The sequence below is a fragment of the Lactobacillus johnsonii genome (genome assembly GCF_013487865.1).
GTDB lineage: Bacteria > Bacillota > Bacilli > Lactobacillales > Lactobacillaceae > Lactobacillus > Lactobacillus johnsonii_A.
Genome location: NZ_CP047409.1, coordinates 1,391,671 through 1,417,884 on the forward strand (window position 1 = coordinate 1,391,671; position 26,214 = coordinate 1,417,884).

The 26,214-nt window shown below is 34.3% G+C and carries 24 protein-coding genes; 1 reads left to right on the forward strand and 23 read right to left on the reverse strand.

The genetic code is table 11. The features are described from left to right. Positions 1 to 16: 16 nt before the first annotated feature. The 12 genes from GTO82_RS06605 to GTO82_RS06660 all read right to left on the reverse strand — a co-directional run bounded on the left by GTO82_RS06605 (position 17) and on the right by GTO82_RS06660 (position 12,865). Complete coding sequence (locus tag GTO82_RS06605; protein WP_180872960.1) at positions 17 to 1,186, reverse strand: galactokinase; 1,170 nt, start codon at positions 1,184 to 1,186, stop codon at positions 17 to 19. A 118-nt stretch (positions 1,187 to 1,304) separates the two neighbouring features. Next, positions 1,305 to 2,312, reverse strand: a complete 1,008-nt coding sequence (locus GTO82_RS06610; RefSeq protein WP_180872961.1) for a LacI family DNA-binding transcriptional regulator — start codon at positions 2,310 to 2,312, stop codon at positions 1,305 to 1,307. A 171-nt stretch (positions 2,313 to 2,483) separates the two neighbouring features. Then, on the reverse strand, positions 2,484 to 3,419 hold the full coding sequence (gene trxB, locus GTO82_RS06615) for a thioredoxin-disulfide reductase (protein ID WP_180872962.1): 936 nt from the start codon (positions 3,417 to 3,419) through the stop codon (positions 2,484 to 2,486). A 70-nt stretch (positions 3,420 to 3,489) separates the two neighbouring features. Next, on the reverse strand, positions 3,490 to 4,509 hold the full coding sequence (locus tag GTO82_RS06620; RefSeq protein WP_180872963.1) for an NAD(P)H-dependent glycerol-3-phosphate dehydrogenase: 1,020 nt from the start codon (positions 4,507 to 4,509) through the stop codon (positions 3,490 to 3,492). 36 nt (positions 4,510 to 4,545) lie between these two features. Further along, on the reverse strand, positions 4,546 to 5,382 hold the full coding sequence (lgt, locus tag GTO82_RS06625) for a prolipoprotein diacylglyceryl transferase (RefSeq protein WP_180872964.1): 837 nt from the start codon (positions 5,380 to 5,382) through the stop codon (positions 4,546 to 4,548). Further along, positions 5,379 to 6,338, reverse strand: coding sequence for an HPr(Ser) kinase/phosphatase (gene hprK / locus GTO82_RS06630; RefSeq protein ID WP_180872965.1), 960 nt, complete (start codon positions 6,336 to 6,338; stop codon positions 5,379 to 5,381). The genes lgt and hprK overlap by 4 nt, the downstream gene beginning before the upstream one ends. After that, complete coding sequence (locus tag GTO82_RS06635) at positions 6,331 to 6,609, reverse strand: hypothetical protein (protein WP_180872966.1); 279 nt, start codon at positions 6,607 to 6,609, stop codon at positions 6,331 to 6,333. The genes hprK and GTO82_RS06635 overlap by 8 nt, the downstream gene beginning before the upstream one ends. Before the next feature lie 18 nt (positions 6,610 to 6,627). Beyond that, positions 6,628 to 7,744, reverse strand: a protein-coding gene (gene prfB, locus GTO82_RS06640) for a peptide chain release factor 2 (protein ID WP_180872967.1) whose coding sequence is annotated in 2 segments (ribosomal slippage) — positions 6,628 to 7,671 and positions 7,673 to 7,744 — 1,116 coding nt in all. Because the reading frame shifts where the segments join, the coding sequence is not laid out codon by codon here. A gap of 81 nt (positions 7,745 to 7,825) precedes the next feature. After that, positions 7,826 to 10,225 carry a preprotein translocase subunit SecA gene (secA, locus tag GTO82_RS06645; protein WP_180872968.1) on the reverse strand — a complete coding sequence of 800 codons (2,400 nt, stop codon included), beginning with the start codon at positions 10,223 to 10,225 and terminating at the stop codon, positions 7,826 to 7,828. Between the two features lie 157 nt (positions 10,226 to 10,382). Beyond that, the gene (hpf, locus tag GTO82_RS06650) at positions 10,383 to 10,928 is read right to left on the reverse strand and encodes a ribosome hibernation-promoting factor, HPF/YfiA family (protein WP_180872969.1); all 546 of its coding nucleotides are present in this window, start codon (positions 10,926 to 10,928) and stop codon (positions 10,383 to 10,385) included. A gap of 81 nt (positions 10,929 to 11,009) precedes the next feature. After that, complete coding sequence (locus GTO82_RS06655; protein WP_180872970.1) at positions 11,010 to 11,681, reverse strand: ComF family protein; 672 nt, start codon at positions 11,679 to 11,681, stop codon at positions 11,010 to 11,012. Next, positions 11,678 to 12,865, reverse strand: a complete 1,188-nt coding sequence (locus GTO82_RS06660) for a DEAD/DEAH box helicase family protein (RefSeq protein ID WP_180872971.1) — start codon at positions 12,863 to 12,865, stop codon at positions 11,678 to 11,680. Before GTO82_RS06660 ends, GTO82_RS06655 begins: the two co-directional genes overlap by 4 nt. A 122-nt stretch (positions 12,866 to 12,987) precedes the next feature. Between GTO82_RS06660 and GTO82_RS06665 the strand changes: the two genes are divergently transcribed. After that, on the forward strand, positions 12,988 to 13,653 hold the full coding sequence (locus GTO82_RS06665; RefSeq protein ID WP_180872972.1) for a YigZ family protein: 666 nt from the start codon (positions 12,988 to 12,990) through the stop codon (positions 13,651 to 13,653). A gap of 17 nt (positions 13,654 to 13,670) precedes the next feature. Here the strand turns inward: GTO82_RS06665 and GTO82_RS06670 are convergent, their stop codons facing one another. The 11 genes from GTO82_RS06670 to GTO82_RS06720 all read right to left on the reverse strand — a co-directional run bounded on the left by GTO82_RS06670 (position 13,671) and on the right by GTO82_RS06720 (position 26,195). After that, positions 13,671 to 14,813, reverse strand: coding sequence for a glycosyltransferase family 4 protein (locus GTO82_RS06670; RefSeq protein WP_180872973.1), 1,143 nt, complete (start codon positions 14,811 to 14,813; stop codon positions 13,671 to 13,673). 100 nt (positions 14,814 to 14,913) lie between these two features. Continuing rightward, positions 14,914 to 16,536 carry a ribonuclease Y gene (rny, locus tag GTO82_RS06675; RefSeq protein ID WP_004897729.1) on the reverse strand — a complete coding sequence of 541 codons (1,623 nt, stop codon included), beginning with the start codon at positions 16,534 to 16,536 and terminating at the stop codon, positions 14,914 to 14,916. Between the two features lie 126 nt (positions 16,537 to 16,662). Next, positions 16,663 to 17,745: a recombinase RecA gene (recA, locus tag GTO82_RS06680; protein ID WP_004897730.1), complete on the reverse strand. Its 1,083-nt coding sequence runs from the start codon at positions 17,743 to 17,745 to the stop codon at positions 16,663 to 16,665. Positions 17,746 to 17,907: 162 nt separating this feature from the next. Then, complete coding sequence (gene pgsA, locus GTO82_RS06685) at positions 17,908 to 18,471, reverse strand: CDP-diacylglycerol--glycerol-3-phosphate 3-phosphatidyltransferase (RefSeq protein ID WP_011161759.1); 564 nt, start codon at positions 18,469 to 18,471, stop codon at positions 17,908 to 17,910. Beyond that, positions 18,471 to 19,520 carry a helix-turn-helix domain-containing protein gene (locus GTO82_RS06690; RefSeq protein ID WP_180872974.1) on the reverse strand — a complete coding sequence of 350 codons (1,050 nt, stop codon included), beginning with the start codon at positions 19,518 to 19,520 and terminating at the stop codon, positions 18,471 to 18,473. Before GTO82_RS06690 ends, pgsA begins: the two co-directional genes overlap by 1 nt. 58 nt (positions 19,521 to 19,578) lie before the next feature. Continuing rightward, the gene (gene ymfI / locus GTO82_RS06695) at positions 19,579 to 20,307 is read right to left on the reverse strand and encodes an elongation factor P 5-aminopentanone reductase (protein ID WP_011161757.1); all 729 of its coding nucleotides are present in this window, start codon (positions 20,305 to 20,307) and stop codon (positions 19,579 to 19,581) included. After that, positions 20,308 to 21,543, reverse strand: coding sequence for a M16 family metallopeptidase (locus tag GTO82_RS06700; protein WP_004897733.1), 1,236 nt, complete (start codon positions 21,541 to 21,543; stop codon positions 20,308 to 20,310). Continuing rightward, the gene (locus tag GTO82_RS06705; RefSeq protein WP_011161756.1) at positions 21,540 to 22,754 is read right to left on the reverse strand and encodes a M16 family metallopeptidase; all 1,215 of its coding nucleotides are present in this window, start codon (positions 22,752 to 22,754) and stop codon (positions 21,540 to 21,542) included. The genes GTO82_RS06700 and GTO82_RS06705 overlap by 4 nt, the downstream gene beginning before the upstream one ends. Before the next feature lie 2 nt (positions 22,755 to 22,756). Beyond that, positions 22,757 to 25,180 (reverse strand): FtsK/SpoIIIE family DNA translocase, encoded by a 2,424-nt coding sequence (locus tag GTO82_RS06710; protein ID WP_180872975.1) that lies wholly within the window; start codon positions 25,178 to 25,180, stop codon positions 22,757 to 22,759. Between the two features lie 21 nt (positions 25,181 to 25,201). Further along, positions 25,202 to 25,636: a DUF1149 family protein gene (locus GTO82_RS06715; RefSeq protein WP_180872976.1), complete on the reverse strand. Its 435-nt coding sequence runs from the start codon at positions 25,634 to 25,636 to the stop codon at positions 25,202 to 25,204. A 1-nt stretch (position 25,637) separates the two neighbouring features. Then, positions 25,638 to 26,195, reverse strand: a complete 558-nt coding sequence (locus GTO82_RS06720; protein WP_061400724.1) for a tRNA (cytidine(34)-2'-O)-methyltransferase — start codon at positions 26,193 to 26,195, stop codon at positions 25,638 to 25,640. Positions 26,196 to 26,214: the final 19 nt, after the last annotated feature.

Sequence of the window (26,214 nt, forward strand, 5' to 3'; positions counted from 1 at the left end):
TTGTAGCTCCTTAAGTTTAAATTTTCTTAGTTCCATCTACAATTTCTGCGTCATAGAAACTTGCATCATGACCTACTTTATCGCGATATATTTTACCAACATTTTTCTTAAACGCTTCTGCTTTATCTTTTTTCACAATTGCAATTGCACTGCCGCCAAAACCGCCACCAATCATTCTGGCACCTAAAACACCATCTTGTTTCCAAGCAGCTTCTGCTAGTGTATCCAGTTCTTTACCTGTTACTTCATAATCATAGTGGAGAGAAATGTGGGATGCGTTTATCAAATGGCCCAATTTTTCAAGATCATTATTTTTCATTGCCTTAGTTGCTCGGATCGTTCTTTCATTTTCATTAACTGCATGACGAGCACGTTTTATTTCTGTCTCATCATTAATTAAATATGCATATTCGTCAAAAGTCTGACTATCTAATTCACCTAAAGAAGTAATATCAAGCTTAGTTTTCAATTTTTCCAAGGCATTCTTACATTCTCTTACCCGATCGTTGTAAGCAGAATCGGCCAGAGTATGCTCTTTATTGGTGGACATAATAATAATCTCATGGTCTCCTAACTTAAGAGGCATGTATTCATATTCCATGGTGTTGCAATCAAGGAAAATTGCACTATCTTTCTTACCCATAATGCAGGCAAATTGATCCATAATTCCCGAGTTTAAACCGACAAATTCATTTTCTGTTTTTTGACCGAGTCGGGCTAAATCTGGCCGATCAATATCTAAATCAAATTCATCTTTTAAGATCATTCCCATTAACATTTCAATTGCTGCACTTGAAGATAAACCCGATCCGGAAGGTAAATCAGCCTTAATATACAGGTTAAAGCCATGATTAATCTTATTTCCATCTTCTCTTTGTCGTAAATAAGTTATCATTCCTTTAAAATAATTTGCCCAGAATCGATCATCTTTTTCTACTGTATCGTCATTTAAGTCAAATTCTACAATTTCACCGTCTACATTACCTGAATAAAGACAAACTTTATTATCATTTCTTGGACCATAAACACCATAAACCCCTAGACTAATAGCTGCCGGAAAAACATGGCCCCCATTATAATCAGTATGCTCTCCAATTACATTAATTCGACCTGGTGAAAAAAATACGTCTTTTTCATTTTTACTAAATACTTTTTGATAATTTTTAATCAATTCATCTTTATTCATAATCTTTACCTCGTAAATTAATCAGTCATGTGTAATCGTTTTCATAAATAATCATAAAACTATTTATCATTTTAGTAAATAAATTTACTATTTTTTATAAAAAAAGTGCATTAAATTTTTAATGCACTTCGTTAAAGCTTTTTCTTATAACTAAATTAGTATTCATGGTTAAATGAACTTTTGGCAAATCTGAGTTAGTAATTCGCATAAGTAAAACAGAAATTGCTAACTTACTCAAAGCAATTTGATCAATATTGTATGATGTGAGCGGTGGTGAAACATATTTTACGACATCAATGTTGTTAATGCTAATAATAGCAGTATCTTTTGGTACTCTAATTCCTACCTCGTTAAAGTACTGCAAAACACCCACACTTAATGTATCGGATGCAATAATAAAAGCATCGGGTAACTTTTCCCCTAATTTATTAACTACTTCTTTTGCTAAATCATAGCCATTTTTCACACTAACGATTCCTTTAGCAAAAACCTTAACATTTTTTATACCTTGAGTTTTACAATACTCCGTAAACGTAATCTCTCGAATATCCCGCTGCGGTTGATGGTCTAAAGTAAAGCTTTCAGCACCGATATAGCACAAATTATTATAACCATGCGCTATCAATTTCTTAATTGCATCCTGTACAGTTAATTCAAGATTAGGCTGAACTGAATCAAATAATTGTGGAGCAGGATTAATATCAATAAAGACACCATTGGGTAAAACATCGTGTAGTTTTTCTAATTCTTTATAGGTAAGTTCAGCTGTTCCTACTCCAATAAAACCTTGAAAAATTGAAGCTTGGTGTATTAACTTATTAAATTCAGTGAATAAAGTTAATTTAATACCTTTTTCTTCCCCCACTTTATTGACAGCATCCCGTAAAAAAGAAAAATATTCATCTTGAAGTTGTTCATTTCCATTCACTCGATAAAGCAATGCTATTTCTGGCTTTAACTCACTTACGTTATTAATCTTTTTAAAATATCCTAATTCATTGGCTACTTTTAATATTTTACTTTTCGTTTCAGGAGTAACTGACAAACGTGGATCATTATTTAATAAGCGTGATACAGTTGCCGGTGAAAATCCAGATTTAGCAGCTATCTCTTTAATTGTTGTCATATTTTCCACCACTTTTTCTATTCAAAAATACTCTATCATAATCCTAATTAATCTGCTATTACTGAATAATTTATTACTTAAGTAAATAATTTATCGATTCTTTCATAATATAAATAATTTTATATACAAAAAAGCTGTCTATCGTTGATAGACAGCTTTTCATTTATGACCTTAATCTTCATCGAGGCCTTGGTAATAGTTATATACTTCTTGACCAGCAATACTTCCTTCACCAACTGCCGTTGCAATTTGACGGAGTTCTTTTGCTCGAACATCACCCAAGGCAAAGATACCATCAACTTTAGTACGCATATGATCATCCGTTAAGATCCAACCTTGTTCATCAGTAATACCCAAGTCTTTAAAGACAGCAGTTTGTGGTTGAATACCAACGTAGATAAATACACCAGCTACTTTAACTTCTTTTTCTTCACCAGTTTCTTTATCCTTATACTTAACACCAGTTACCTTGTTTCCGTCACCAACAATCTCTTCAGTCTGAGCATTCCAGATAAACTTCATCTTATCATTTTCAAAGGCCTTCTTTTGTAATTCAGCCTTTGCGCGAAGTTGATCACGACGATGAATAACAGTAACCGACTTAGCTGATTGAGCTAAGTAAAGGCCTTCTTGAATAGCAGAATCACCGCCACCAATTACTGCAACATCTTCATCCCTAAAGAAAGCAGCATCACATACCGCACAGTAAGAGACACCTTTTCCAGCATATTCTTCTTCACCTGGTACTCCAAGATGCTTATGAATTGCACCAGTTGCAATAACAACAGCATTAGCTTCATATTCACCTGAGTCAGTTTTAACAACTTTCTTCTTACCATCCTGCTCAATACTTTGAACATCGCCATACGCAAATTCAGCTCCAGCATTTGTTGCAGTCTGATACATCTTCTCACCTAATTCAGGTCCTTGAATATCTACAAAGCCAGGATAGTTATCAATACCAGCTGTATTATTCATTTGACCACCATAAATACCGCGATCAAGAATTACAACCTTTAAGTTGGCCCGAGCGGCATATAATGCAGCAGTCAATCCACCAGGACCTGCTCCAATTACGATTACATCATAAGTCTTTTTCTCAGACATATTCTCGCCTCAATTCTTACTTTTCGTAAGTATATCTTACTATTAAAAAATAAAATTGCAATCTTTTTGCCTAAAGTTGAATTTCAGGCTTTGGGTTTCTTCCCATCATTGTCTTAATTTCTTCATCAACATCAGCATTTTCGTAAAGAACACGGTAAATTGCTTCACTAATCGGCATATCAATATTCTTTTCTTCTGCTAATTCATGGACAGCTTTAACAGTAGTAGCACCTTCCACAACCTGTCCCATATTTTCTAAGACATAGTCCAGGCTCTTTCCTTCACCGATTTGCTTCCCAGCACGCCAATTACGAGAATTAGATGAAGTAGCCGTTACGATTAAATCACCAATACCAGAAAGACCGGAAAAAGTCATTGGTTTTGCGCCGAAGTACTTAACTCCTAAACGAGTAATCTCAGCCAAGCCTCTAGTCATTAAAGCAGCTTTTGCATCGTCACCATACCCCTTACCCACTAAGATACCAGCAGCGATTGCAATAACGTTTTTAACTGCACCACCTACTTCCACTCCTACTAAATCATCATTGGTGTAGAAACGGACATAGTTATTTGAAAATACTTTTTGTACTCTCTTAGCATTCTCTTCACTAATGGATGCACAAGCAATTGCAGTTAAATCCTTTTGAGCTACATTTTCAGCATGACTAGGTCCTGAAATAGCTACTATTTTTTCACTATCATTTGGATAAACTTCTTCAGTTAAAATATCTGAAATCAGTTTTTTACTCCCGGGTTCAATTCCTTTAGTTGCAGTTACCAATAAAGGAGTAGCGCCAGTTTTATCTAATATTTTACGTACATTTTTAGCAACGATACGGACTGCTTTAGTTGGTAAAACAAATAAAACAATTTCGGCACCATCCAATGCTTTTTCTAAATCTCCAGTAGCGGGTACATTAGGATTAAGTTTCCAATTTTTCATGTAGTGAGTATTGGTATGATGTTCATTAATTTCTTGGTTAACACTGTCAATGTTTCCATACAATACTACATCATTTCCGTTATCAGCTAACATTGAACCAAGAACAGAACCCCATGAACCATTACCTAAAACTGCAATCTTTGCCATTTTTTTACTCAAACTTTCTATAAAAAATTATTTCTTTCAATCTCTATTATACGGGTATTTTAAACCGCTGCCAGCCAAATACCACTTTGGTTTTACAATCTTACGACGATAAATCCAAAGAATAATTGCACCAAAAAATAAAATCAAGCTCAATGCTTGTGAAACTCTAATAGTATTAGCAATGTATAAACTATCTGTTCTCATTCCTTCAACAAAGAAGCGAACAGCAGAATACCAAATTACATAACCTAAAAATATTTCTCCACGCTTAAAAAGATGTTTTCTATGACGTAAACTCAAAATCAAAATCAAACCAATTAAATTTAAAGTCGACTCATATAAATAAGTTGGTTGATAATATGAACCGTTAATGTACATCTGCTGAATAATAAAATGAGGCAAATGTAGACTTTCTAAGAAAGACAAGGTTGTTTTAGCACCATGTGCTTCTTGATTCATAAAATTACCCCACCGAGCAATTACTTGGGCAGCCATTACACCTGGAGCAATGATATCAAGCATTAGAAATGGCGGTAGCATTCGTTGATGACAAAAAATTAATAATACAATTAGTCCCGCAATCAAACCACCGTAAATAGCAATACCACCGTTCCAAATAGCAATTATTTGATCGGGATGTTGAGAAAAGTAGCCCCATTCAAAAACTACATAATATATTCGGGCCCCAATAAAACCAATTGGAACTGCCCATAGGAGAAAGTCAATAAAGTCATCAGGCATAATATGCCTTTTCTTTCCTTCATTAATTGCCATTAAGGTTGCTACTAAAACTCCAGTAGCCATTAAAATACCGTACCACTTAACTTGAAGCGGCCCTAGATTAAAAGCTACAGGATTTAAGGCTAAACTCATTTCCTGCTGTCACCTTCGTCTTTTTTAGAATTATCTGAAATTAGTTCAGTTAGATTTTGTTCAAATTTTTGGCTAGCATCATAACCCATTTTCTTAGCTCTGAAGTTCATAGCAGCTACTTCAATAATAATAGCTAAATTCCGTCCGACTTTAACTGGAACAGTTACTTGCGGCACATCTACTTCAAAAATCTCACGCGTTTTTTCATTAAATCCTAAGCGATCATAATTAGCTTTTGGATCCCAATTTTGCAAACAGATTATCAATTGAATTTCAGTACTGTCCTTAACCGCTCCAGCACCAAAAAGATTCATTACATCAATAATTCCAATTCCGCGAATCTCCATTAAATGCTTTAGAATTTTAGGAGCTTCTCCAACTACAGTCTTGTCATCTTTTTGATATACATCAACTCGATCATCTGCAATTAACCGATGTCCACGTTTTACCAAGTCTAGGGCTGTTTCTGACTTACCAACACCAGAATTTCCAATAATCAATACACCCATTCCATAGATTTCTACTAAAACACCGTGAATACTCTTTCGAGGCGCAAGCTTTTCATCTAGAAATTGAGTAATGACACTTGATAAATGTGTTGTAGCCATATTACTAGAAAGAACAGGTATCTTTTCTTTCTCAGCTGTTTCAAGCATTTCTGAAGGAATTGGTAAACCTCGTGACACAATGAAGCAAGGCGTTTCTGGAGTTGCCATTTTGTTAAATACTCGCTCACGCAAATCATGATCTAAACGTGCACTATAAGAAATTTCTGTTCTTCCTAGCAATTGGATTCTATTTTTAGGATAAAAATCAAAATAACCTGTTAATTCTAAACCTGGACGAGAAATATCAGAAGTATTAATTAATTTTTGATCTAAATATTCCTTTCCTTCAACCACTCTAAGTGAAGGAAGATCTTTTACTAATTCACTTACTTTAACTGCTTCAACCATTTTTGTTATCCTCTTTATCTTCTACATCTTTGACTGAAACATCTCGTGCTTTCTTTCGCTTTTGATTATTAGTGGACGGCTGCACTGGATTATGGCTATTAGTTTCATCTGTATCTTTTTTATTGCCAGAAAACTTAGCGAGTAGCCAAATAATCAAGGCAACAATTATAGCAACAGGTAACAAGCCAATAAAGAATTTAAATATTGAAAATAAAATACTTAAAATCACCAAAGCAGCTAATACTAATATTAAAATAGTTACAAATCCCATAGATCTTTTCCTTAAACTTTAGTTCGGATTTTTTTGGCTTAAGAGCCACTGTAAGTAGGCATAAATAAAATTATCTAGTTTTCCATCCATTACACCATTTACATCACTAGTTTCAAAATTAGTTCGATGATCTTTTACCATATTGTAAGGATGAAAAACGTAAGAACGAATTTGAGAACCAAAACCAATTTCTTTTTGATTACCTTTAAGTTCTTCTGTCTGCTTTCTTTTCTTCTCTTCTTCGAGCTGGAATAACTTTGCCCGTAACATATTCATCGCAGTTTCTCTATTTTGCAATTGAGACCTCTGAGCCTGCGATGAGGTAACAATACCAGTTGGTAAGTGGGTAATTCGAACCGCACTAGAAGTCTTATTAATATGCTGACCTCCAGCACCACTTGAGCGATAAACGTCAATTCTTAAATCATCTGGATTAATATCAACCTCAATGCTTTGATCAATCTCTGGTATTACCTCGACAGAAGCAAAAGATGTATGCCGTCTTTTTGCCGAATCAAAAGGAGATATTCTTACTAATCTATGAACACCATTTTCAGATTTAAGTAATCCGAAAGCATTTTTTCCTTGAATCCGGATGCTTACACTTTTAACACCAGCTTCTTCACCAGGTTCATAATCTTCAATTTCAAATTTTAAATCATGGCTAACTGTATAGCGTTGATACATCCTCAAAAGCATATCAGCCCAATCCATAGCTTCAGTACCACCAGCACCCGGATGAATTTCCATTAGAGCATTATGTTGATCATATTTATCTGACAATAATAATGATAATTCATAATCATGAAAACTTTGTGATAATGACACCATTTCTTCAGATAATTCTTCACTCAATTCAGGATCTGGATCTGCTTTAAGTAACTCTAAAGCAGTTTGAGCATCATCGAATTTTGCTTCAAGTTGCTTAAAGTTTTCACTTTTTTCCTTCATTCGATTAGTATCATTAATTAAACTCTGAGCCTGCTCTTGGTTATCCCAAAAACCAGGTTCTGCCATTTTTTGCTCATTAATCGCAATACCCTCATTCAATGAATCGAAGTCAAAGAGACCTCCTGAAATGCTCTAATTTAGGACTAAGATCATTTAATTCTGCTTGAATTTCGCTAATCTCCATTTTTACTTTCCTCACATTACAAAATTAATTTTTACTTTAATAATAGCAAAAAAGAGAGACATTATCTGCCTCCCTTTGTTTTTATCGACTAATGTTTTGTCTTATTTGAGCCTTCATAAATAGACGGGTGGCATCAAATTCGATATTACTGATCATTTCCTCAAACATTCTATAGCCAGCTTCTTGATATTCAACTAATGGATTTAGTTGTCCATATCCTCTTAGACTAATAGATTGTCGTAATTGATCCATGGCATCAATATGATCAGTCCAACGTTCATCTACAACACGCAAAATAACAACTTTTTCAAATTCTAACATTTGCTCAGGATCAGCAAGTTGCTTTTCTTTTTCAGCATAATTGTCTTCTGCAATCTGATAAAGTCTCTTCTTAAGTTCTTCCGCACTTAAGTGCTTCATATTAAGCTTTTTAGTAGTTTCTTCATCAGTAATGGCAGAGGAAATGAAGTCTCTTATTTGATCATTACGCCAATCTTTTTTGTCGCCTTGGGTGTACATATCAATTTGATGATCAATAGTCCGTTTAATCATTGGCATTAAAACATTTTTCAATGATTTTTCTTCAGAAATAACTTGCATTCTTTCCCCGTAAATAATTTCACGTTGTGTACGCATAACATCATCGTATTGCAAAGTTTGCTTCCGAGTATCGTAGTTGTTACCTTCAACACGCTTTTGAGCTGATTCAACTTGTCTAGTAATCATACGTGATTCAATGACTTTATCATCATCATTATCAGATATTCGATCAAGGAATAATTTTACTCGATCTCCACCAAAACGCTTCATCAAATCATCTTCTAGAGAAAGATAAAATCTTGTTACACCAGGATCACCTTGACGACCGGATCTACCACGAAGCTGATTATCAATACGACGAGACTCGTGACGTTCAGTACCAATAACAGCTAAACCGCCTAATTCTTTAACACCTGGTCCTAATTTAATATCAGTACCACGACCAGCCATGTTAGTAGCAATTGTAACTGCTCCTCTTTGACCAGCATTCATAATGATCTCTGCTTCTTTAGCATGGTTTTTAGCATTCAAAACTGCGTGTGGAATACCTGCTTGATTAAGCATTTGACTTAAACGTTCAGAGCTTTCAATAGCTACAGTACCGACCAATACCGGTTGTCCTTTTGCGTGACGTTCCTTAATTTCTTTTACTACAGCTTCAAATTTAGAATCTAAAGTTGGATATAAAACATCAGGCAAGTCTTTACGAGCAATTGGACGGTTAGTTGGAATAGTGATTACTTCCATGTTATAGATTTCACGAAATTCTTCTTCTTCCGTCTTCGCTGTACCTGTCATACCTGCTAACTTCTTATACATTCTAAAGAAATTCTGGTAAGTGATAGTTGCTTGAGTTTTAGACTCTTCTTGAATCTTAACTCCTTCTTTTGCTTCAATAGCCTGGTGAAGTCCATCAGAATAACGACGGCCTTCCATTACACGTCCAGTGAAAGAATCAACAATCATAACTTCACCATTTTGAACCACATAGTCGATATCTTTCAACATAATGTAGTTAGCTCTTAAAGCTTGATCAATATGGTGAACTAAGACTTGGTTATCAATATCATACAAGTTCTTCAAACCAAAGTGTTCACAAGCCTTTTTAATTCCTTGATTGGTCAAATTAATTGTTTTAGTTGGCCAATCAATCTTGTAGTCACCATGGTCTTCATCATCATCTACATCGTCATCACTTTTATCTTCAACTAAAGTTTTAACAAAACGATCAGCACGAATATATTCACTGTTTGCTTGCTCTGCTTGTCCGGAAATAATCAATGGTGTTCTTGCTTCATCAATTAAAATTGAGTCAACCTCATCGATAATTGCATAATTAAGTGGACGTTGAACCATTTGATCTTTGTAGACAACCATATTGTCTCTTAAATAATCAAATCCCAACTCAGAGTTAGTTGAATAAGTAACGTCACAATTATAAGCGTCTCTCTTTTCGTCTGCAGACATCGAATTAAGGTTCAAACCTACAGATAAACCGAGCCACTTATATAATTGCCCCATTTCACTTTCATCACGACTAGATAGGTACTCATTAACTGTTACTACATGAACACCTTTCCCCGTTAGGGCATTTAAATAAACTGGCAAAGTAGCAGTTAATGTTTTACCTTCCCCAGTCATCATTTCGGCAATATTACCGTAATGAAGTGCAATACCACCAATAATTTGAACACGGAAAGGATATAATCCTAACACTCTTTTTGCACCTTCACGTGCTGTAGCAAATGCTTCTGGTAGAATATCATCTAACGTTTCACCATTTTCTAAACGCTTACGAAATTCTGGTGTCTTTGCTTGGAGTTGCTCATCAGATAATTTTTCGTACTCGTCTCCTAAAGATTCTACCTTAGTTGCTAATTTTTCAAATTTCTTTAATTCTCTTCTATCGTTATCGTAAATCTTTTTAAGAATATTAGCCATTTAATCGGTCCTTAAATTTAAATTTTGTGCACAAATCTAAAATAATACTATGTAATTTTAACATTAATTTGGAAAAATGAGAAACCTACTATTGCAAGAAAAAGCCTCTTAAGCTTATCGCTGCTCAAGAGACTCTTAATTTATAAGATTGTTTTAATTATTCGTTAGTTTCAATCAAGCCATAACGACCATCATTTCTGCGGTATACAATGCTTGTTCCATTTGTATCTGCATCTTCAAAAACAAAGAAATCATGACCCAACAAGTCCATTTGTAAAACGGCTTCTTCTGCACTCATTGGCTTTAAATCCAAATGCTTGTTACGAACAATATCAAATTCTTTAGGTGCTTTCTTTTCTTCTTCTAAGTCTTCATAGAAGAAATCTTTTAAGCCCTTCTCACGACTCTTTCTGTTAATACGAGTCTTGTATTTTCTGATTTGACGTTCTAGTTTTTCGGAAACAAAGTCAATACTCTTGTACATATCATCAGTTGTATCTTCTGCACGTAAAACTAAGTATGGAAGTGGAATAGTTACTTCAACCTTAGCAGTGTGATCTGGATAAACCTTTAAATTGATATGAGCAATTACATCAAAATTGATTTCGAAGTACTTTTCGAGCTTATTCAATCTCTTTTGAACATAATCTCTTAAGGCATCAGTAACTTCGACATTTTCTCCACGAACATTGTATTTTAACATTGTAGATTCTCCTTCCAACGTCTTATGACGTTTTTTCTTACACATTTAGTATAGCAAATTGTAAGCGGTTTTACTAATGATTTATCTGCTAATTGTAAAACTATTTATTTTACAATTAGGATAAACTTCTAAAAGAGCATCTCGTGCATGATACAGGGTTCTACCGGTCGTATAAATATCATCTAGCAATAAAATTTTTCCACTAACATTTTTATTATCGATAGCCGAAAAGGTTTGCTTAGTCAATAACCGTTCCTCCCTATTCTTTTCTCCCTGAGCCTTCTCCGTATCTGCCTTAACTAATAATTTCGTTAAAGGGACTAACTTTTGATAAATAGAAGAAATTGTATCAAATCCTCTTTTTTCTAGATGACTGGGCGAGCTGGGAACAGGAACATAATAATCAGCACTTGGCAACTGGTCAATCAACTCAGCTAGGACATGACACAAAATATAATCTCCATATCTTTTGTACTGCACCATAACATCATGGAAAGTATCATTATATTGATATAAAGAACGATTATCTAACAAATTGCCTGCATATTTCCGCTTCCACTGTAGACAATCATTACATAGTCCTTTCGTATCTATTTCTTTATTACAACCTGAACATATTTTTCCTTTCTTTTTAACAAACTTTTTTAAACATTCAGAACAAGTATATTTTTCCTTGTACTTAACAAATAAAAACAATTTTTCATAGTCTATCTCTCTTCGAAAAGAAGAGTGACACAATAAACAATTACTCACTTGTTCATCATCCTAATCTGTTTCATCGCTTGCCGAATATTTTTAGTATATTTGTGATAACAAAATAAAACTAGCCCATCTCTATCATCCGCACTTCTTCCTACTCGTCCTGCAATCTGAACTAAACTTGGAGTATTGTAAATCGGATCATCTGCCGCAATTACAATTACTTGAACATGCTTAAAAGTTACTCCTCGTTCTAAAATCGTTGTTGTCAGTAAAATATCAATTTCTTGATGACGAAATCTAGCGACTTTAGTTTGCCTTTCTTTGTCACCCGCATATACGCTTACAATCTTTTTCTCTTTAAAAATAGCACTCAAATGTTTCTTATATATGGGCAAATCTTTGATTCTCGGAACAAATACCAGAATAGGTTTATTCATATTTATAATTCTACTAATCTGTTTAATCAGAGCAGGATGAACTTTTCCTTTACTAGAAATAAAAGGTTTAAAGAAATATTTTTCTTTCGGTACAGGTAATAATCCCTTATGAAATCTTCTCTTCAGCAAAGAATAATTAATTACCTTACTTTTGGCCAGTTTTAATAATTTTTCATCTGGAGTTGCAGTTAGAAAAAATGTACATCCCTTTTCTTTTACAGCATTTTTAGCTGCAAAATGAAGCATTTTATTTTCATAAAAGGGAAAAGAGTCTACTTCATCAATCACAATCAAATCAAAAGCCTGGTAAAATTTTAAAAGTTGATGTGTTGTGCATATGACAAACTGCTCATCTTTTGCATCATGATATTCACGTCCATGATATTTTCCAATTTCTACTTTTTCAAATGCTGCTTGAAAGCGGGGAAATAATTCATCAACTACATCAATTCGAGGCGTAGCAATTGCTATTCGGAAGCCATTTTTTAAAACTTCCTCTACTACTTTAAAGAGCATCTCTGTCTTACCGGCTCCAGTTACTGCATGAATTAAATGATTTCGTCGTTCTTTAAAAGAATTAACTAACTCATTAGAAATCAATTCCTGTTGATCAGTTAATTTTCCCTGCCAACTTAGTGGAGTAACTATTTTAGGATAAGTACTTTTTTCAATGTTTCTTTCTAAATTCTTCTCTTCACTTATTCTTCCAACTCCAATACATTCTCGGCAATATAAATATCTATTAGGTAATGTTGCATCTGCTTTAGTGTTACATCGTTGGCATAAACCATTTATCATTGCAGGAACTTTTGTCGTTTTACTATTTATGTTATGGTTATTTTGACTATCTATTCATTGTCGTCCTTTTAATTCACTCATCAATACCACCCTATATTAATTACGCAATTGGAGGCGATTTTTTGTCATCAAAGCAATTAAGCTATCTAACAATCAGTAAATCTGGTCAACATGAGATGGTTATCAAAAAAAGTAGATTCATCTGCTCGTTAGCTCGTACTAAAACAGTGGAAGAAGCCCAAACATTTATTGAGCAAGTTTCAAAAAAATATCACGATGCCACTCACAATACATATGCTTATACTTTAGGATTAAATGATAATCAAGTTAAGGCCAGTGATAATGGTGAACCTTCCGGAACAGCAGGCATCCCTGAACTAAAAGCTCTTCAATTAATGAAATTAAAAGACGTAACTGCTGTAGTCACCAGATATTTTGGTGGTATTAAATTGGGCGCTGGTGGATTAATCCGCGCTTATTCAAATTCCGTAACTGAAGCTGCTCAAAATATTGGTGTTGTAAAGTGCGTCATGCAGCAATTAATTGAATTTACAATTCCTTATAATCGACTTGATGAGGTTAATCATTATTTAAATGAAAATAAAATCCTCATTGATAATCAAATATATACTACTGATGTAACAATCCAAATTTTTCTAGATCTAGATCAAATCACTCAAGTTGAAGAGGATCTAATTAATTTATTATCTGGAAAAGTAGATTTCAAGAAAATAGACCAAAGATTTAATGAAATTCCTGTTACTGATTTAAATTTCCATGAACAATAAAAAAGATTTACGCTGTTTTAACGTAAATCTTTTTTATTTGTATTCTTTTTATTTAATCGTCTTACTTTTACCTCAGGATCTGCACGTTCCATTTTATTAATAGTGTGTTGAAGAAAATGCAAAAGTGGTTTATATTTTTCGCCCAATAATCCGATCGTTTCAACAAAAAGTTCAACTGCGAATAATAGACCTAAAATTAATAGCCAGATTCCCCACCGAGGAGATACTAATGAAAGCAATGAGACAAAAGAAAAAATAAGTGAAATTCCATAAATAGCTAACACAGTTTGACGATGGGTTAATCCCATTCGCATTAATTGATGATGTAAGTGATGCTTATCTGCTTGAGATATATTTTTCTTATTTAATTTTCGTCTGATCATGGCATAAACTGTATCAGTAATTGGAACCCCTAAAATAAGGATTGGCACTAATAATGACACAAAAGTTACATTTTTTAATCCCTTTAAAGAGAGAACGGAAATCATAAATCCAATATATAACGCACCCGTATCTCCCAAAAATATCTTCGCAGGATGAAAATTATAAGGTAAAAAACCCAATAAACAAGCTGCTAGCATAATACACATAATTGGAACATAGTGTTGCCAACTCTTTAAAAAGAAGAAACCAACAATTCCCATCGTTACTAGAGAAATTAAGGTAACACCAGTTGCTAAGCCATCTAAACCATCAATAAGATTAACAGCATTTGTTAGAGCAAGAATCCAAAAAATAGTAAGAGGGAAACTCCACCAACCTAGTTGAATATGGCATAAAAATGGCAAGCTTAACTCTCTTACTTTAATTCCAGCTAAGAAATATACGACCAGGGATGCAACAAAAATCCCAAACATTTTTTGTCTAGGTTTTAACTCTAAAATATCATCAATCAAACCCGTTAAGATAATAACACTGGATGCCAATAATACTGAAAAAAGTTCATGAGTCGGAAAATCTTTCCGTAATAAGACAAATTCTCCAATATTAAAAGCTACAAATATTGCTAATCCACCAATAGTAGGCATTGGCTTTTTATTGATGCGACGAGCATTTGGATTATCAACGGCACCTAATACAAAAGCTAATTTTCTAATAAAAGGAGTTATAGCAGCAGTAATAATTACTAATAAGAATATTTTAATAATTGTTTGAAACATAACAATCTACTTTCTTAAACTTCTTTTTTTCATTATACCTACACCCCAATATAAACACAATAAAGCGGTAAACAAAAAAGACGAATCTTAAGATTCGTCTTTATTTAGCTATTGCAACAGCACGTTTTTCTCGAATAACAGTAACTTTGATGTTACCAGGATATTCCATATCTTGTTCAATTTGATTTCTAATGTCATGAGCAAGAATAGTAGTACGAGCATCTGAGATCTTATCTGGCTCAACCATTACCCTTATCTCACGGCCTGCTTGAATTGCATATGCCTGTTTTACACCAATGTGTCCCTTTGCAATCGTTTCTAGTTGTTCTAGTCGACGAATATAGTTTTCTAGAGATTCGCTTCTAGCACCTGGTCGAGCTGAAGAAATTGTATCAGCAGCTACAACTAATTCTGCAATAAATGATAACTTAGGAACATCATCATGGTGAGCAGCAATTGCATTCACAACCAAATCTGGTTCATGATACTTTCGTGCAAGTTCAACACCAATTTCTACATGAGAGCCCTCAATTTCATGATCAATGGACTTCCCAATATCGTGTAATAATCCTGCGCGTACCGCTATTTTTTCGTCTAAACCAAGTTCAGCAGCCATCACACCTGTTAACTTACCTACTTCAATGGAATGAGATAAAACATTTTGTCCATAAGACGTCCGATACTTTAAGCGTCCTAAAATCTTTACCAATTCTGGATGCATCTTATGAATACCAAGTTCCATTAAGGCACTTTCACCAGCTTCGTAAATATCATCATTTACTTCTTTACGAGCACGATCAACCATTTCTTCTATCCGCGCTGGATGAATTCGACCATCTTTAATTAAACGCTCTAAAGCTCTTTTTGCAATTTCACGTCTAATTGGGTCAAAACCACTTAAGACTACTACATCTGGAGTATCATCAATGATTACATCTACACCAGTTAAAGCCTCAAATGAACGGATATTTCTACCCTCACGGCCAATGATACGACCTTTCATATCATCACTTGGTAAATTAACAACTGAAACAGTTTTTTCAGAAACCGTATCGGCTGCACTACTTTGAATTGCATCAACAATTACTTTACGAGCAAAATGATCTGCTTTTGCCTTAGCAAGTTGATTACTTTCTTCAATCATTTCTGCTCTTTCCTTAACCAATTGGTCTGAAAGTTTATCTAAAACGATCTTTTTAGCATCTTCTTGATTCAACTCTGCAACTTCATAGAGCTTTTTCTCTCGCTCGGTCACTAATTGATCGGCTCTATTTTCTTTTTCTAGAACTTGAGCCTGCAATTTTTTAATTTGGTTTTCTTTCTGTGTGAGTTGTGAATCTTTTTGATCCAACAAACTATCTTTATGATCAATAGCATCTTCACGTTGCAGTAAGCGATTTTCTTGTCTAGAAACCTCTTGACGTCGTTCATTAAGTTCATTATCCACTCTTTCGCGATAATGATGAATTTCTTCTTGTGCTTCCAGAATTTTTTCTTTTTTTGCATCTGCTGCAGCTTTCTTCATTGCTTCTTTTTGTGAAGCAAGATCAGCTTCTACAGCTTTAGCTTTACTTTCTGCATCTGCCAAGATGTGTTTTGCATCATGGGCTGCATTCTGTGCTTGAGTTTCCCACTTATTTTTACGGATACTATAGCCAGCACAACCTCCAACTAAGACAGAAACAATAGCGACAGCAACAGGAACTAAAATTGTATTTACCATATTTTTACTATCGCCTTTTTTATAGAATTATTTCACACATTATTAATAATAAAAGTATCCGGAAGTGATGTCAATCATACAAAAAACCTTGGCCTCTAAAAGCCAAGGTTTAACTGTATCTGTCGATTATTTTTTTTCATCGGAAGCATCTTTGTTTACTGGTACTTCCTTGTCCTGTTTTACCTTTTCAGGATTTTCTCGTTCTTCAATTGCTTTAGCATCAATTCCATAAGCTTCACGAACTTTTTCTTTTACTTCTTCGTAAACATCAGGATGCTCTTCTAGATATTGCTTAGCATTCTCGCGGCCTTGTCCAATGCGATCATCCCCATATGAATACCACGAGCCAGCTTTCTTAATGATATCTTTATCAGCAGCCATATCAATTAACTCACCAGTTTGAGAAATTCCTTTCCCATACATGATATCGACTTCTGCCACTTTAAATGGAGGAGCAACTTTATTTTTTACAACCTTTAATTTAACTCGGTTACCAATTACGTCTGATCCTTGTTTAATTTGTTCTGCTCTACGTACTTCTAATCTAATCGTAGAGTAAAACTTCAAAGCACGTCCACCAGGAGTAGTTTCTGGATTTCCAAACATAACCCCAACTTTTTCACGAATTTGGTTAATGAAAACAGCAATAGTTTTAGTTTTAGAGATATTTCCTGAGAGTTTACGTAAAGCCTGACTCATTAATCTGGCTTGTAAACCAACATGTGAATCTCCCATGTCACCGTCAATTTCGGCTCTTGGCACTAAGGCTGCCACGGAATCTACAACTAAGATATCAATTGCACCACTCGCAATAAGCGTATCTGCAATTTGCAGACCTTCTTCACCAGTGTTTGGTTGAGATAAAATTAAGGAATCAATATCAACACCTAATGCTTCGGCATAAGCAGGATCCATCGCATTTTCCGCATCGATATAAGCTGCCGTTCCTCCACGCTTCTGAACTTCTGCAACAGCATGAAGAGCCACAGTTGTTTTACCAGAACTTTCTGGTCCATATACTTCAATAATTCGTCCACGAGGATAGCCACCAACTCCAAGAGCTGCATCTAAAGCTAGTGAACCGGAAGGAATAGTGGAAATTTGAGTGTCTACTTTTTCACCCATGCGCATCACTGCGCCTTTTCCAAAGTCTTTTTCAATCTTCTTTAAGGCAATGTCTAAAGCCTTCTTTTTATCATCTTTAGCCAAATCTCTTCCTCCTTATTCCATTTATAATAATTATACTTGGTTTGACTACCTAAAAGCAAGAAAAATACGAACTAGCGTTCAATATTATATTTCTCTATTTTTTATTACGCATTTTTTATTAATTTTTTTCAAAAAAAAGAAGCATCTCTGCTTCTTTTAATCTTAAATTTCACCTTTAAATACATCGCCGCTTTGCTTAAAGTAATCGTAACCAGAGTAAATAGTAAAGATTAAGCAAATGTACAATAAGATTGTACCAATATAGTACACATCACCAAGCAATAAGAAAATAATCGAGAGCATCTGAGTCGTAGTTTTAATTTTACCTGGCATTTTTGCTGCTAAAACTTGGCCTTTATTTTCAGCCAAAATCAAACGTAAACCAGTGACGGCTAATTCACGACAAACAATAATAGCTACTACCCATGCAGGCGCTAAATTTAATGAAATTAAAAATACAAAAGCTGTCATCGTTAGCATTTTATCTGCTAATGGATCAGCAAATTTTCCGAAGTTGGTAACTAAGTTTCTTGAACGAGCAATATGTCCATCCAAAAAATCAGTTATTGATGCCACTGCAAAAATTACAGCTGCTAACACATGAGACCAATAAATATGTGCTCCTAAGAAAGTTGCACTACCTGCTGGCCAATTAAAGATTAAGACTAGCATAAAAACTGGAATCATGAAAATTCTAAACATAGTTAATTTATTTGGTAAATTCATTAACGGTTACTTTGACCTCCATTATTTTGGGTAGTATTAGTTTGACCTTGTGTGTTCTGCGTATTTTGCGTATTGTTTTGAGTAGTTTGGCCATTTTGTGTATTTTGATTTTGTTGGTTTTGTTGTGTTTGATTATTTACATTATTAGTTGAACTTTGAGTAGTTGCACTACTTTGACGAGTACTACTACTTTGGCTACTTTGATTACTCTGTCCAGCAAATGTAAATCTAATTGTCATTGGTGAAGCTGGATTAGTTGCATTATGTGCATTTACCTTCTTACCGGCTAAAGTCAAAGTAGTTGATACACTATTCCCCATTTGTACAGAAACATTGTTTACATTTTCTGGTAATTGAACTGAGTGCTTCTCATTAGCTTTCAAAGTTCCTTGCCAAACAGAAGAACCATTTACTAAAATTTGTGCCCAAACATCATTCTTAGTGGTTCCTAAAGTTAAAGTTCGGTCACTCTTCAATCCACTAACACGGTAACTATTATTACCTAAACTAGAAATTTTAACTTCTGAGGTTGTAGTTTTTGGAGTTGATTTCTTCTTTGATGAAGCTTTAGATTTTGAAGATTTGATATGAGAAGAAACGATTACATTCTCAGCTTGATTTGCTGACTGTTGATTGGTTCCAGTAAAGAAGCGAGTGTAAACAATATAAACTACTAGAATTACTAGAACAACACCAACTACTGTTGCAATTTGAGGTAAATAGTTACGCCATAGTCCCTTACGACTATTAGTTGTCTCTTTAATTCTTTCGCTCTTATTGTCGATTGAATTTTCAACATATTCTTCTGGTTTTGCTTCAGGTACTTCAGATTTATAATCTGCTAATAATTCCTTGCCGTTAAGACCAACAACATCAGCAAATTGCCTAATAAAGGCTCTAACGTAAAAATCTCCCGGTAATTGATCAAAATCATCATTTTCAATTGCTGTAAGATATCGACGCTGAATCTTAGTTATTTTTTCTACATCTTCAATTGACATGCCCTTTGCCTTACGAGCACTGCGTAATTTATCTCCAATATCTGCCATAATATCCTCTCAACTTTTTGCAATAATTCAAATATGAGTATACCAAACTAATCGACCATTAAACAAGCCAGCCACCATCGACATAAATAGTTTGTCCAGTTAAATAGTCTGAACGTTCATCAAGCAAATTTTCTACCCAAAAAGATATATCCTTCGGATCTGCCAATCTTCCTGCAGGAATTTCATTTTTAACTTCATTTAAAGTTTCAGCATCAAAAATTGCATTCATTGGTGTATCAACTGCTCCAGGAGCAATCACATTTACAGTTAAATTAGCCGATGCTACCTCACGTGCATACCCTTGTACAAAGCTTGATAATCCACCTTTACTGGCACTATACACACTCTCTAGCGCACTTGCTTGTCCTCCATACACAGATCCAATAAATATTATTCGGCCATGTGCCTGCTTTAAAAGCTGGGATTCTAAAAGGGAAGTTATCTTTATCGGAGCTAATAAGTTAATTTGGATAATCTTCTCAATTTCATCTAATTCTTGACTTCCAAGAAATTGATAATTAGTGATTCCTTGTGTAAAAATTACAGCACTTATTGGTAAGAGATTTGATATTATTTTTTTAATTACATCATCTTCAGCCAAAAAATTTAATTTTAATGAAAAAAATTCTTGGTCTGGATAGTTTTCAATGAATTCCTGTACCATTTTACCGGCTTCTTGTTGGTTATGATTGTAATGAATATATAAAGACCAGCCATTTTCAGCCATATTTTCTGCAATAGCTCTTCCTATTCCACCAGTTGCTCCGAAAATTATTGCACGCTTCATTTAGTTAGCTTCCTCTTTACCTTTTAAAGTTGTAGTAAATATATCACTTTTATCCAATATATTTTCAACAGCTGTATAAAATTCATTAAAACTTAAAGATTGAATTGCTTGAGCTGCCGAATTAAAATTGTCATTTTCAAGTCCATATTCTGCTTCTTCAATAGCAATTGTACTAAGATCATCAAATTCTCTAATAGTCTGTGCCAATGCTTCCTTTTTTTGAAATACAAAGGACTCTTCCGTAACAGGAACTTCCAAAAGTTGGCTCTTAATATTCTTTAAAAACAAATCTGGCTTACTAGAAGCGCCAATAATTGTAGCAAAATTACCCGCAGTAGTATATGAGACCTGCAGCTCCATTGGTGAATTTAGAATACCTTGTTTTTGCATCTTTTCAAACCAAGGACTAGTTACTCCTAGCTTTGCTTGAAGCATCATTTCAAAAATACTTTGTGCTGTGCTATTCCTCAAACCTACTTTTTTAAAGTCAGGTAGTTTTATTCCTATACCGACCCTAGACGTAATTAAATCGGATGCAATAATTTTATTATGCTCTTTTTGAGAATTTACAATGGATAATTTTTTAGGTGCAACTTTTTTAGAAATTAAATATTTACTCTCAAGTTTCCCTACCTCACGTAAAATTTCTTTAGTTTGGTTTTCGCTGAATCCACCACAAGCAACAAATTCCATCCGGCAACTAACATAGTTATTGTCATAAATTTCTTGTAAAATTTCTGGCGTCATTTTTTTCAAACTAGATTTTGTACCGGTTAAATCTTCTGCCAAACTTGTTTTCGGAAACATCATTTGCATTAATTCATAATTTACTTGCCAATTGGGGTCGTCTTGATACATCGCTAATTCTTGAGCAATAATTTTTGATTCTTTAGCAACATTGCTTTTGGTGAAATGCGTTGTTCCGACTAATTCAAAAATTAATGGTAAAACCTGACGCCAATGTTCAGTAAAGCTCGCATAAAACATTGTTTCATTATAGGTAGTAAACGCATTCGTCGAAGCTCCAAGTTCTTCAAAACGTTGCGAAATGTCACCATCTTTTTTAGTAAATAATTTATGCTCTAAAAAATGTGCTCCACCACATAATTTTTGAGGATCACTGCCACCAAAATCTACGATTATTCCCATAAACTTTTGTGCAAAAAGTGGTCTCCTAATTACTTTTGCACGAAATCCAGACTTGTAATCTCTAGTTGTTACATCTAATTTTTTCATTTTAAACAATAGCTTTCGTTAAAGTATAATTTTTGGCTGAATTCAATTAATTTATCTATCTTAAAGCGATCAACATCAGCAATTCTCTGTACAAAAGTATAGTCACGCCCTCTTAGAGCATTGGCTAGCATCTGAATCAAAATCAAATCTTGCCGATCAGTACTAATTTGGTAGTTACGCTTTAAGGCAGATTTAGCCTTAGAGAAAATTCCTTCATTCACTTTTCCATCTTGTACTGCTTTTACACCCATTTTAATTGCTTTAGAAGCAGCTGCTATTTTATCTTTAGAAATTCCTGTACTAATTAAAAATAGAGAATTATTGAGATAATTAGTCGCATCAATTGCATATGCTGCTCCTAGTTTTTTTCTAACTTCAGTAAAGAGCTTAGACGACTCATCCCCAGCAAGATATTCTCCTAAAAATAATCCACCAAATTGTTTTAAATATATTGGAAGAGATTGATCATACCCATACCCAATTAAAAGCTGTGCTTGTTCACTCTTAAATTGTATCTCTCTTTCAATTGGATTTTCTTCTGCAGGAAGAGACAATGTAGAAACTACAAAATCATCAAAATAGCCAGGCCAATCAAGTTGTGTTTGAACTAAGTCAGTTAAGCTATCGGGATCTTGTGCTTGTCCTAAACAAAAAGCTGGAGCATTTTTCAACGTATTAAAAAATGACTTAATTTCTTCTAAACTAGCGTTTTTGAGTGTCTTTTCATCCCCAAAAACACTATCTTGGTAACTAGGCATATTTCGATACCAGGTATTAAAAAATCCGCTTAAAGAAACATTCGCCGGCAACTCATAATATTGTTTTCTTTCTTGTTCGAGTTGCCTTTTTGCTAATTCTAATAATTGACCATCAAAAAGAGGCTCTTTTACCACCTTAAAGAAGGCATCCATTATTACTTTATAATTATAGTCCGGATCTAAGATTTCACGTGGTTCAACGAAATTTATAGTATAAAAAACTACGATTTGATTTCCAAATACTTCAGGAAAAACTTGCAAACTCGTATTATAAAGGTTAGAAAAAGTTTTTGCCTGTAAGTTTATACCCGGAAATTCTTTAGTGGCATTGCTCTGCATGCAAGCTAAGATATTTGCTAATGCCAGTGTTTTTTTATCTAAAGGTAAACGTAAAAAACAGCCCAACGTGGCTGTTTTAAATTTTAAATTATGGTCAATTCTAATATTTGTCATAATTACTGGTCATCGTCCTTTTCTGGTGGAATAAGTACTTGTCTAGGTTTTGATCCTTCGGATGGTCCGACAATTCCTTTAGCTTCCATTTCGTCTACAATTCTTGCAGCTCGATTATATCCAATTCTAAATCTACGTTGAAGCATAGAAACACTAGCTGATTGTTGCTTTCTCACTAAGGCTACTGCCTGATCATAAAATTCATCTTCAGGCTCATCTTCATTCTCAGCTTGACCCTCAGAATCATTTTTCGAAGGAATCATATCTTCGTTATATACGGCCTCTTGTTGTTCCTTTACCCAGGATACTATTTTTTCTACCTCAGTTACAGAGATATATGCTCCCTGAACTCGTTCAGGTTTAGCAGCACCAATTGGCAAGAAGAGCATGTCTCCACGTCCCAGAAGTTTTTCCGCACCAACTTGATCCAAAATAGTTCGCGAATCTACTCCACTAGAAACAGCAAAAGAGATTCTTGAAGGAACATTTGCCTTAATTAACCCGGTGATGACATCAACACTAGGTCTTTGAGTCGCTAAAATCATGTGAATTCCTGCTGCTCGCGCCATCTGAGCCAAACGAACAATTGCATCTTCCACATCATGCCCGGCAACCATCATTAAATCACTTAACTCATCAACAATCACTACAATATAAGGTAGCTTTTCCATTGCTGAATTATTTTTATCAGCATTATTTTCAACTACTTTTTGATTGTACTCAGTAATATTTCGAACGCCTCCAGCAGCAAAAAGCTGGTAGCGTCTTTCCATTTCTTTAACAGTTTTACGCAAGGCATTCGTTGCTAATTTAGCATCTGTAACAACAGGGATTAGTAAATGGGGAATTCCATTATATACAGAAAGTTCAACCATTTTTGGATCAATTAGTACTAACTTTACATCCTCAGGGTAAGCCTTCATCAAAACACTAGTAATAATTGTGTTAATTGCAACAGACTTACCGGATCCAGTAGATCCCGCGATTAACAAGTGTGGCATCTTACGTAAATCTGCTGAAATTACTTTTCCTTCAACATCTTTGCCTAACGGCACATCAAGCGAAACCTCTTTTGATTTTGCATCTTGATGAACCATAACATCTTTAAATGAAACGGCAGAAGTAGTTCGATTCGGCACTTCAATACCAATTAATGGTTTACCTGGAATTGGAGCTTCAATACGGATATCTTTTGCAGCTAAAGCCAAAGCAAGATCATCCGCTAAGTTGACTATTTTACTTACTTTCACTCCAACTGCTGGCTGGACTTCATAGCGAGTAACCGTTGGACCTAATACAGCTTTTTTTACGATAACATGCACGCCAAAGCTCTTAAAAGTTGACTCTAAAACTTCTGTATTTTTTTGAATTAAAGCCTTGTCTTGACTCTGATCTACATTTTTTATAGGTGACAATAAATTAATTGGCGGCTTTTTATAGTTGGGATTCTTTGGCTGACTACTTTGTTTTGTCTCTAAATCTCCATGATCAACAGTTTGAAGTTCTTGTTTCATCTTTTGATCTTCTTCAGCATAAGAATGTAAAGCTGGCAAATCATCTGTAGAAGTATCTTCAACTTCTGTTGCTATCGGAGTGCTTTCTTGGGAAACTTCAATTGGAGGCTCAACTTTTGGACTGCTTTCTTCCTCAACTTTATTAGAAGCCGCAGGTTCACTATTAAAATCAGACATACTTGGGAAAGTATCATCATGATTATCTAAAGGATCAGTTAGTTTTTCTCGATTATTTAATTTTTCTTGCTTATTTTGCTCATGCTTTTCAACTAAATCGCTGTATTTACTTTTTAAAGCTTCCCCAGCATCTTTATTTTTTTCAATTACTAATTGTGAACCTTTTTGAAAACCGGACAGCAAGGTAGCAAATTTTACGTTACAGATCATTAAAATACCGATTAGCATCATCAACAAAGATATTACTTCAGATCCTACGGTTCCCAAAATTGGAAAAACAAGTTGATAAAACATGCTTCCAATAAAGCCGCCACCAACCTTAGTTGTAATCTGCGCCCGGGAAAATTCTTCACCAATTGATGTCAAAAAAGCATTTACAAATCCTTGATGAATCATCATTTGATTAAAAACGCGAGAACTTTCCCAAAGAAGTAAGCCCAAGTAAAATACGCCTAACCCACTCCCACGCTTCAAACTAAAATGCGGGGGTTGATTATAAATAACCATCACTAAGCCAAACAAACCAAGAATAATACTAGCTAAATAGTGGCTATCACCAACAAAAAATCGAATTAAATTAATTAGTTGTTGACTAAATAAACCGAAATGAACGCAACTTAAAACTGCTACTAAAACAAGTACTATTCCTGTAATGACCCAGTCCATACTTTGCTTTTTCTTTTTAGTAGTTGTTTTTTTCTTTTTTGTTGCCCTGCGTTTTCGCTTTTTAGCCATCAAGATACCTTCTCAATCTTTTTATTTGTCATCTTTATCTTTTTGATTGTCCTTGTTTAACTCGTTAAAGTTTGACTTAAAACTAAGGTTAACCGGGTGGTCTAAAGTTAATTGAGTAATTTCATAAGTCAAAGTCTCAATTTCTTCAACTAAAGGTCTAGAAAGTAGTTGATAATCTGACGGTTCTAAATCTGAACCATCCCCAAAATAGTCAACAAATTGAACCACTCTAGTAATTACTCCACTAACTGTAAAGTCACCTGGAGCAGGTGATACTTCAAAAGGAACGGCAATTTCGAAATATTTGCCATTCTTACCTTCATCTTGACTGCCATCTTCTAAATCTTGGTAGACTTGTCTCAATGAAACATTAACTTCATTTTTCACCTTTTGTTCATCATTTAAATCATAGTGAAAAGAACGAACTACGATTGGAGTCATATTTTTAAAATCCATTTTAATTCTCTCCTAAATTTCTTTCATAACGTTCAGGACGATTGTAATTATCCTTTAACTTATCATTTTCATAATGGTGGCTCTTTTCCATATTTGGAAAACCTTGCTGTCTTAAAGCCTCTAAAAGAACCATAGCAACTGAATTTGATAAATTATAACAACGAATATTATCAGACATAGGAATTCTAAGATTCCTATCATAATATTCTCTCATAAAAGTTTCTGGCAAGCCTGTTGTTTCTTTACCAAAAACAAAATAATAATCTTTATCGGGATCCGTATAGTCTACTTGAGCATAATTTTTTGAAGAAAACTTTGAAATTAAGTACATTTCATCATTTGGACCAAGTGTATTTAAAAAAGCTTCTAAATCATCATGCATTCTAATATCAACTTTATCCCAATAATCTAATCCAGCACGCTTCATTTTTTTATTATCAATTTGAAAGCCAAGCGGTTCGATTAAATCTAACACTGTATTAGTACCTGCACAAGTACGAGCAATATTTCCCGTATTTGCTGGCATCAATGGTTCATAAAGTACAACGTGATTTGTCATAAAAAACTCCTCTTGTAAA

Bases quoted from the DNA above. Each gene is read 5' to 3' on its own strand.
- GTO82_RS06605 (WP_180872960.1), bottom strand. From the start codon at position 1,186: ATGAATAAAGATGAATTGATTAAAAATTATCAAAAAGTATTTAGTAAA.
- GTO82_RS06610 (WP_180872961.1), bottom strand. From the start codon at position 2,312: ATGACAACAATTAAAGAGATAGCTGCTAAATCTGGATTTTCACCGGCA.
- trxB (WP_180872962.1), bottom strand. From the start codon at position 3,419: ATGTCTGAGAAAAAGACTTATGATGTAATCGTAATTGGAGCAGGTCCT.
- GTO82_RS06620 (WP_180872963.1), bottom strand. From the start codon at position 4,509: ATGGCAAAGATTGCAGTTTTAGGTAATGGTTCATGGGGTTCTGTTCTT.
- lgt (WP_180872964.1), bottom strand. From the start codon at position 5,382: ATGAGTTTAGCCTTAAATCCTGTAGCTTTTAATCTAGGGCCGCTTCAA.
- hprK (WP_180872965.1), bottom strand. From the start codon at position 6,338: ATGGTTGAAGCAGTTAAAGTAAGTGAATTAGTAAAAGATCTTCCTTCA.
- GTO82_RS06635 (WP_180872966.1), bottom strand. From the start codon at position 6,609: ATGGGATTTGTAACTATTTTAATATTAGTATTAGCTGCTTTGGTGATT.
- secA (WP_180872968.1), bottom strand. From the start codon at position 10,225: ATGGCTAATATTCTTAAAAAGATTTACGATAACGATAGAAGAGAATTA.
- hpf (WP_180872969.1), bottom strand. From the start codon at position 10,928: ATGTTAAAATACAATGTTCGTGGAGAAAATGTCGAAGTTACTGATGCC.
- GTO82_RS06660 (WP_180872971.1), bottom strand. From the start codon at position 12,865: ATGATAAATGGTTTATGCCAACGATGTAACACTAAAGCAGATGCAACA.
- GTO82_RS06670 (WP_180872973.1), bottom strand. From the start codon at position 14,813: ATGTTTCAAACAATTATTAAAATATTCTTATTAGTAATTATTACTGCT.
- rny (WP_004897729.1), bottom strand. From the start codon at position 16,536: ATGGTAAATACAATTTTAGTTCCTGTTGCTGTCGCTATTGTTTCTGTC.
- pgsA (WP_011161759.1), bottom strand. From the start codon at position 18,471: ATGAATTTACCAAATAAATTAACTATGTTTAGAATTTTCATGATTCCA.
- GTO82_RS06690 (WP_180872974.1), bottom strand. From the start codon at position 19,520: ATGGCAGATATTGGAGATAAATTACGCAGTGCTCGTAAGGCAAAGGGC.
- ymfI (WP_011161757.1), bottom strand. From the start codon at position 20,307: ATGAAGCGTGCAATAATTTTCGGAGCAACTGGTGGAATAGGAAGAGCT.
- GTO82_RS06700 (WP_004897733.1), bottom strand. From the start codon at position 21,543: ATGAAAAAATTAGATGTAACAACTAGAGATTACAAGTCTGGATTTCGT.
- GTO82_RS06705 (WP_011161756.1), bottom strand. From the start codon at position 22,754: ATGACAAATATTAGAATTGACCATAATTTAAAATTTAAAACAGCCACG.
- GTO82_RS06710 (WP_180872975.1), bottom strand. From the start codon at position 25,180: ATGGCTAAAAAGCGAAAACGCAGGGCAACAAAAAAGAAAAAAACAACT.
- GTO82_RS06715 (WP_180872976.1), bottom strand. From the start codon at position 25,636: ATGGATTTTAAAAATATGACTCCAATCGTAGTTCGTTCTTTTCACTAT.
- GTO82_RS06720 (WP_061400724.1), bottom strand. From the start codon at position 26,195: ATGACAAATCACGTTGTACTTTATGAACCATTGATGCCAGCAAATACG.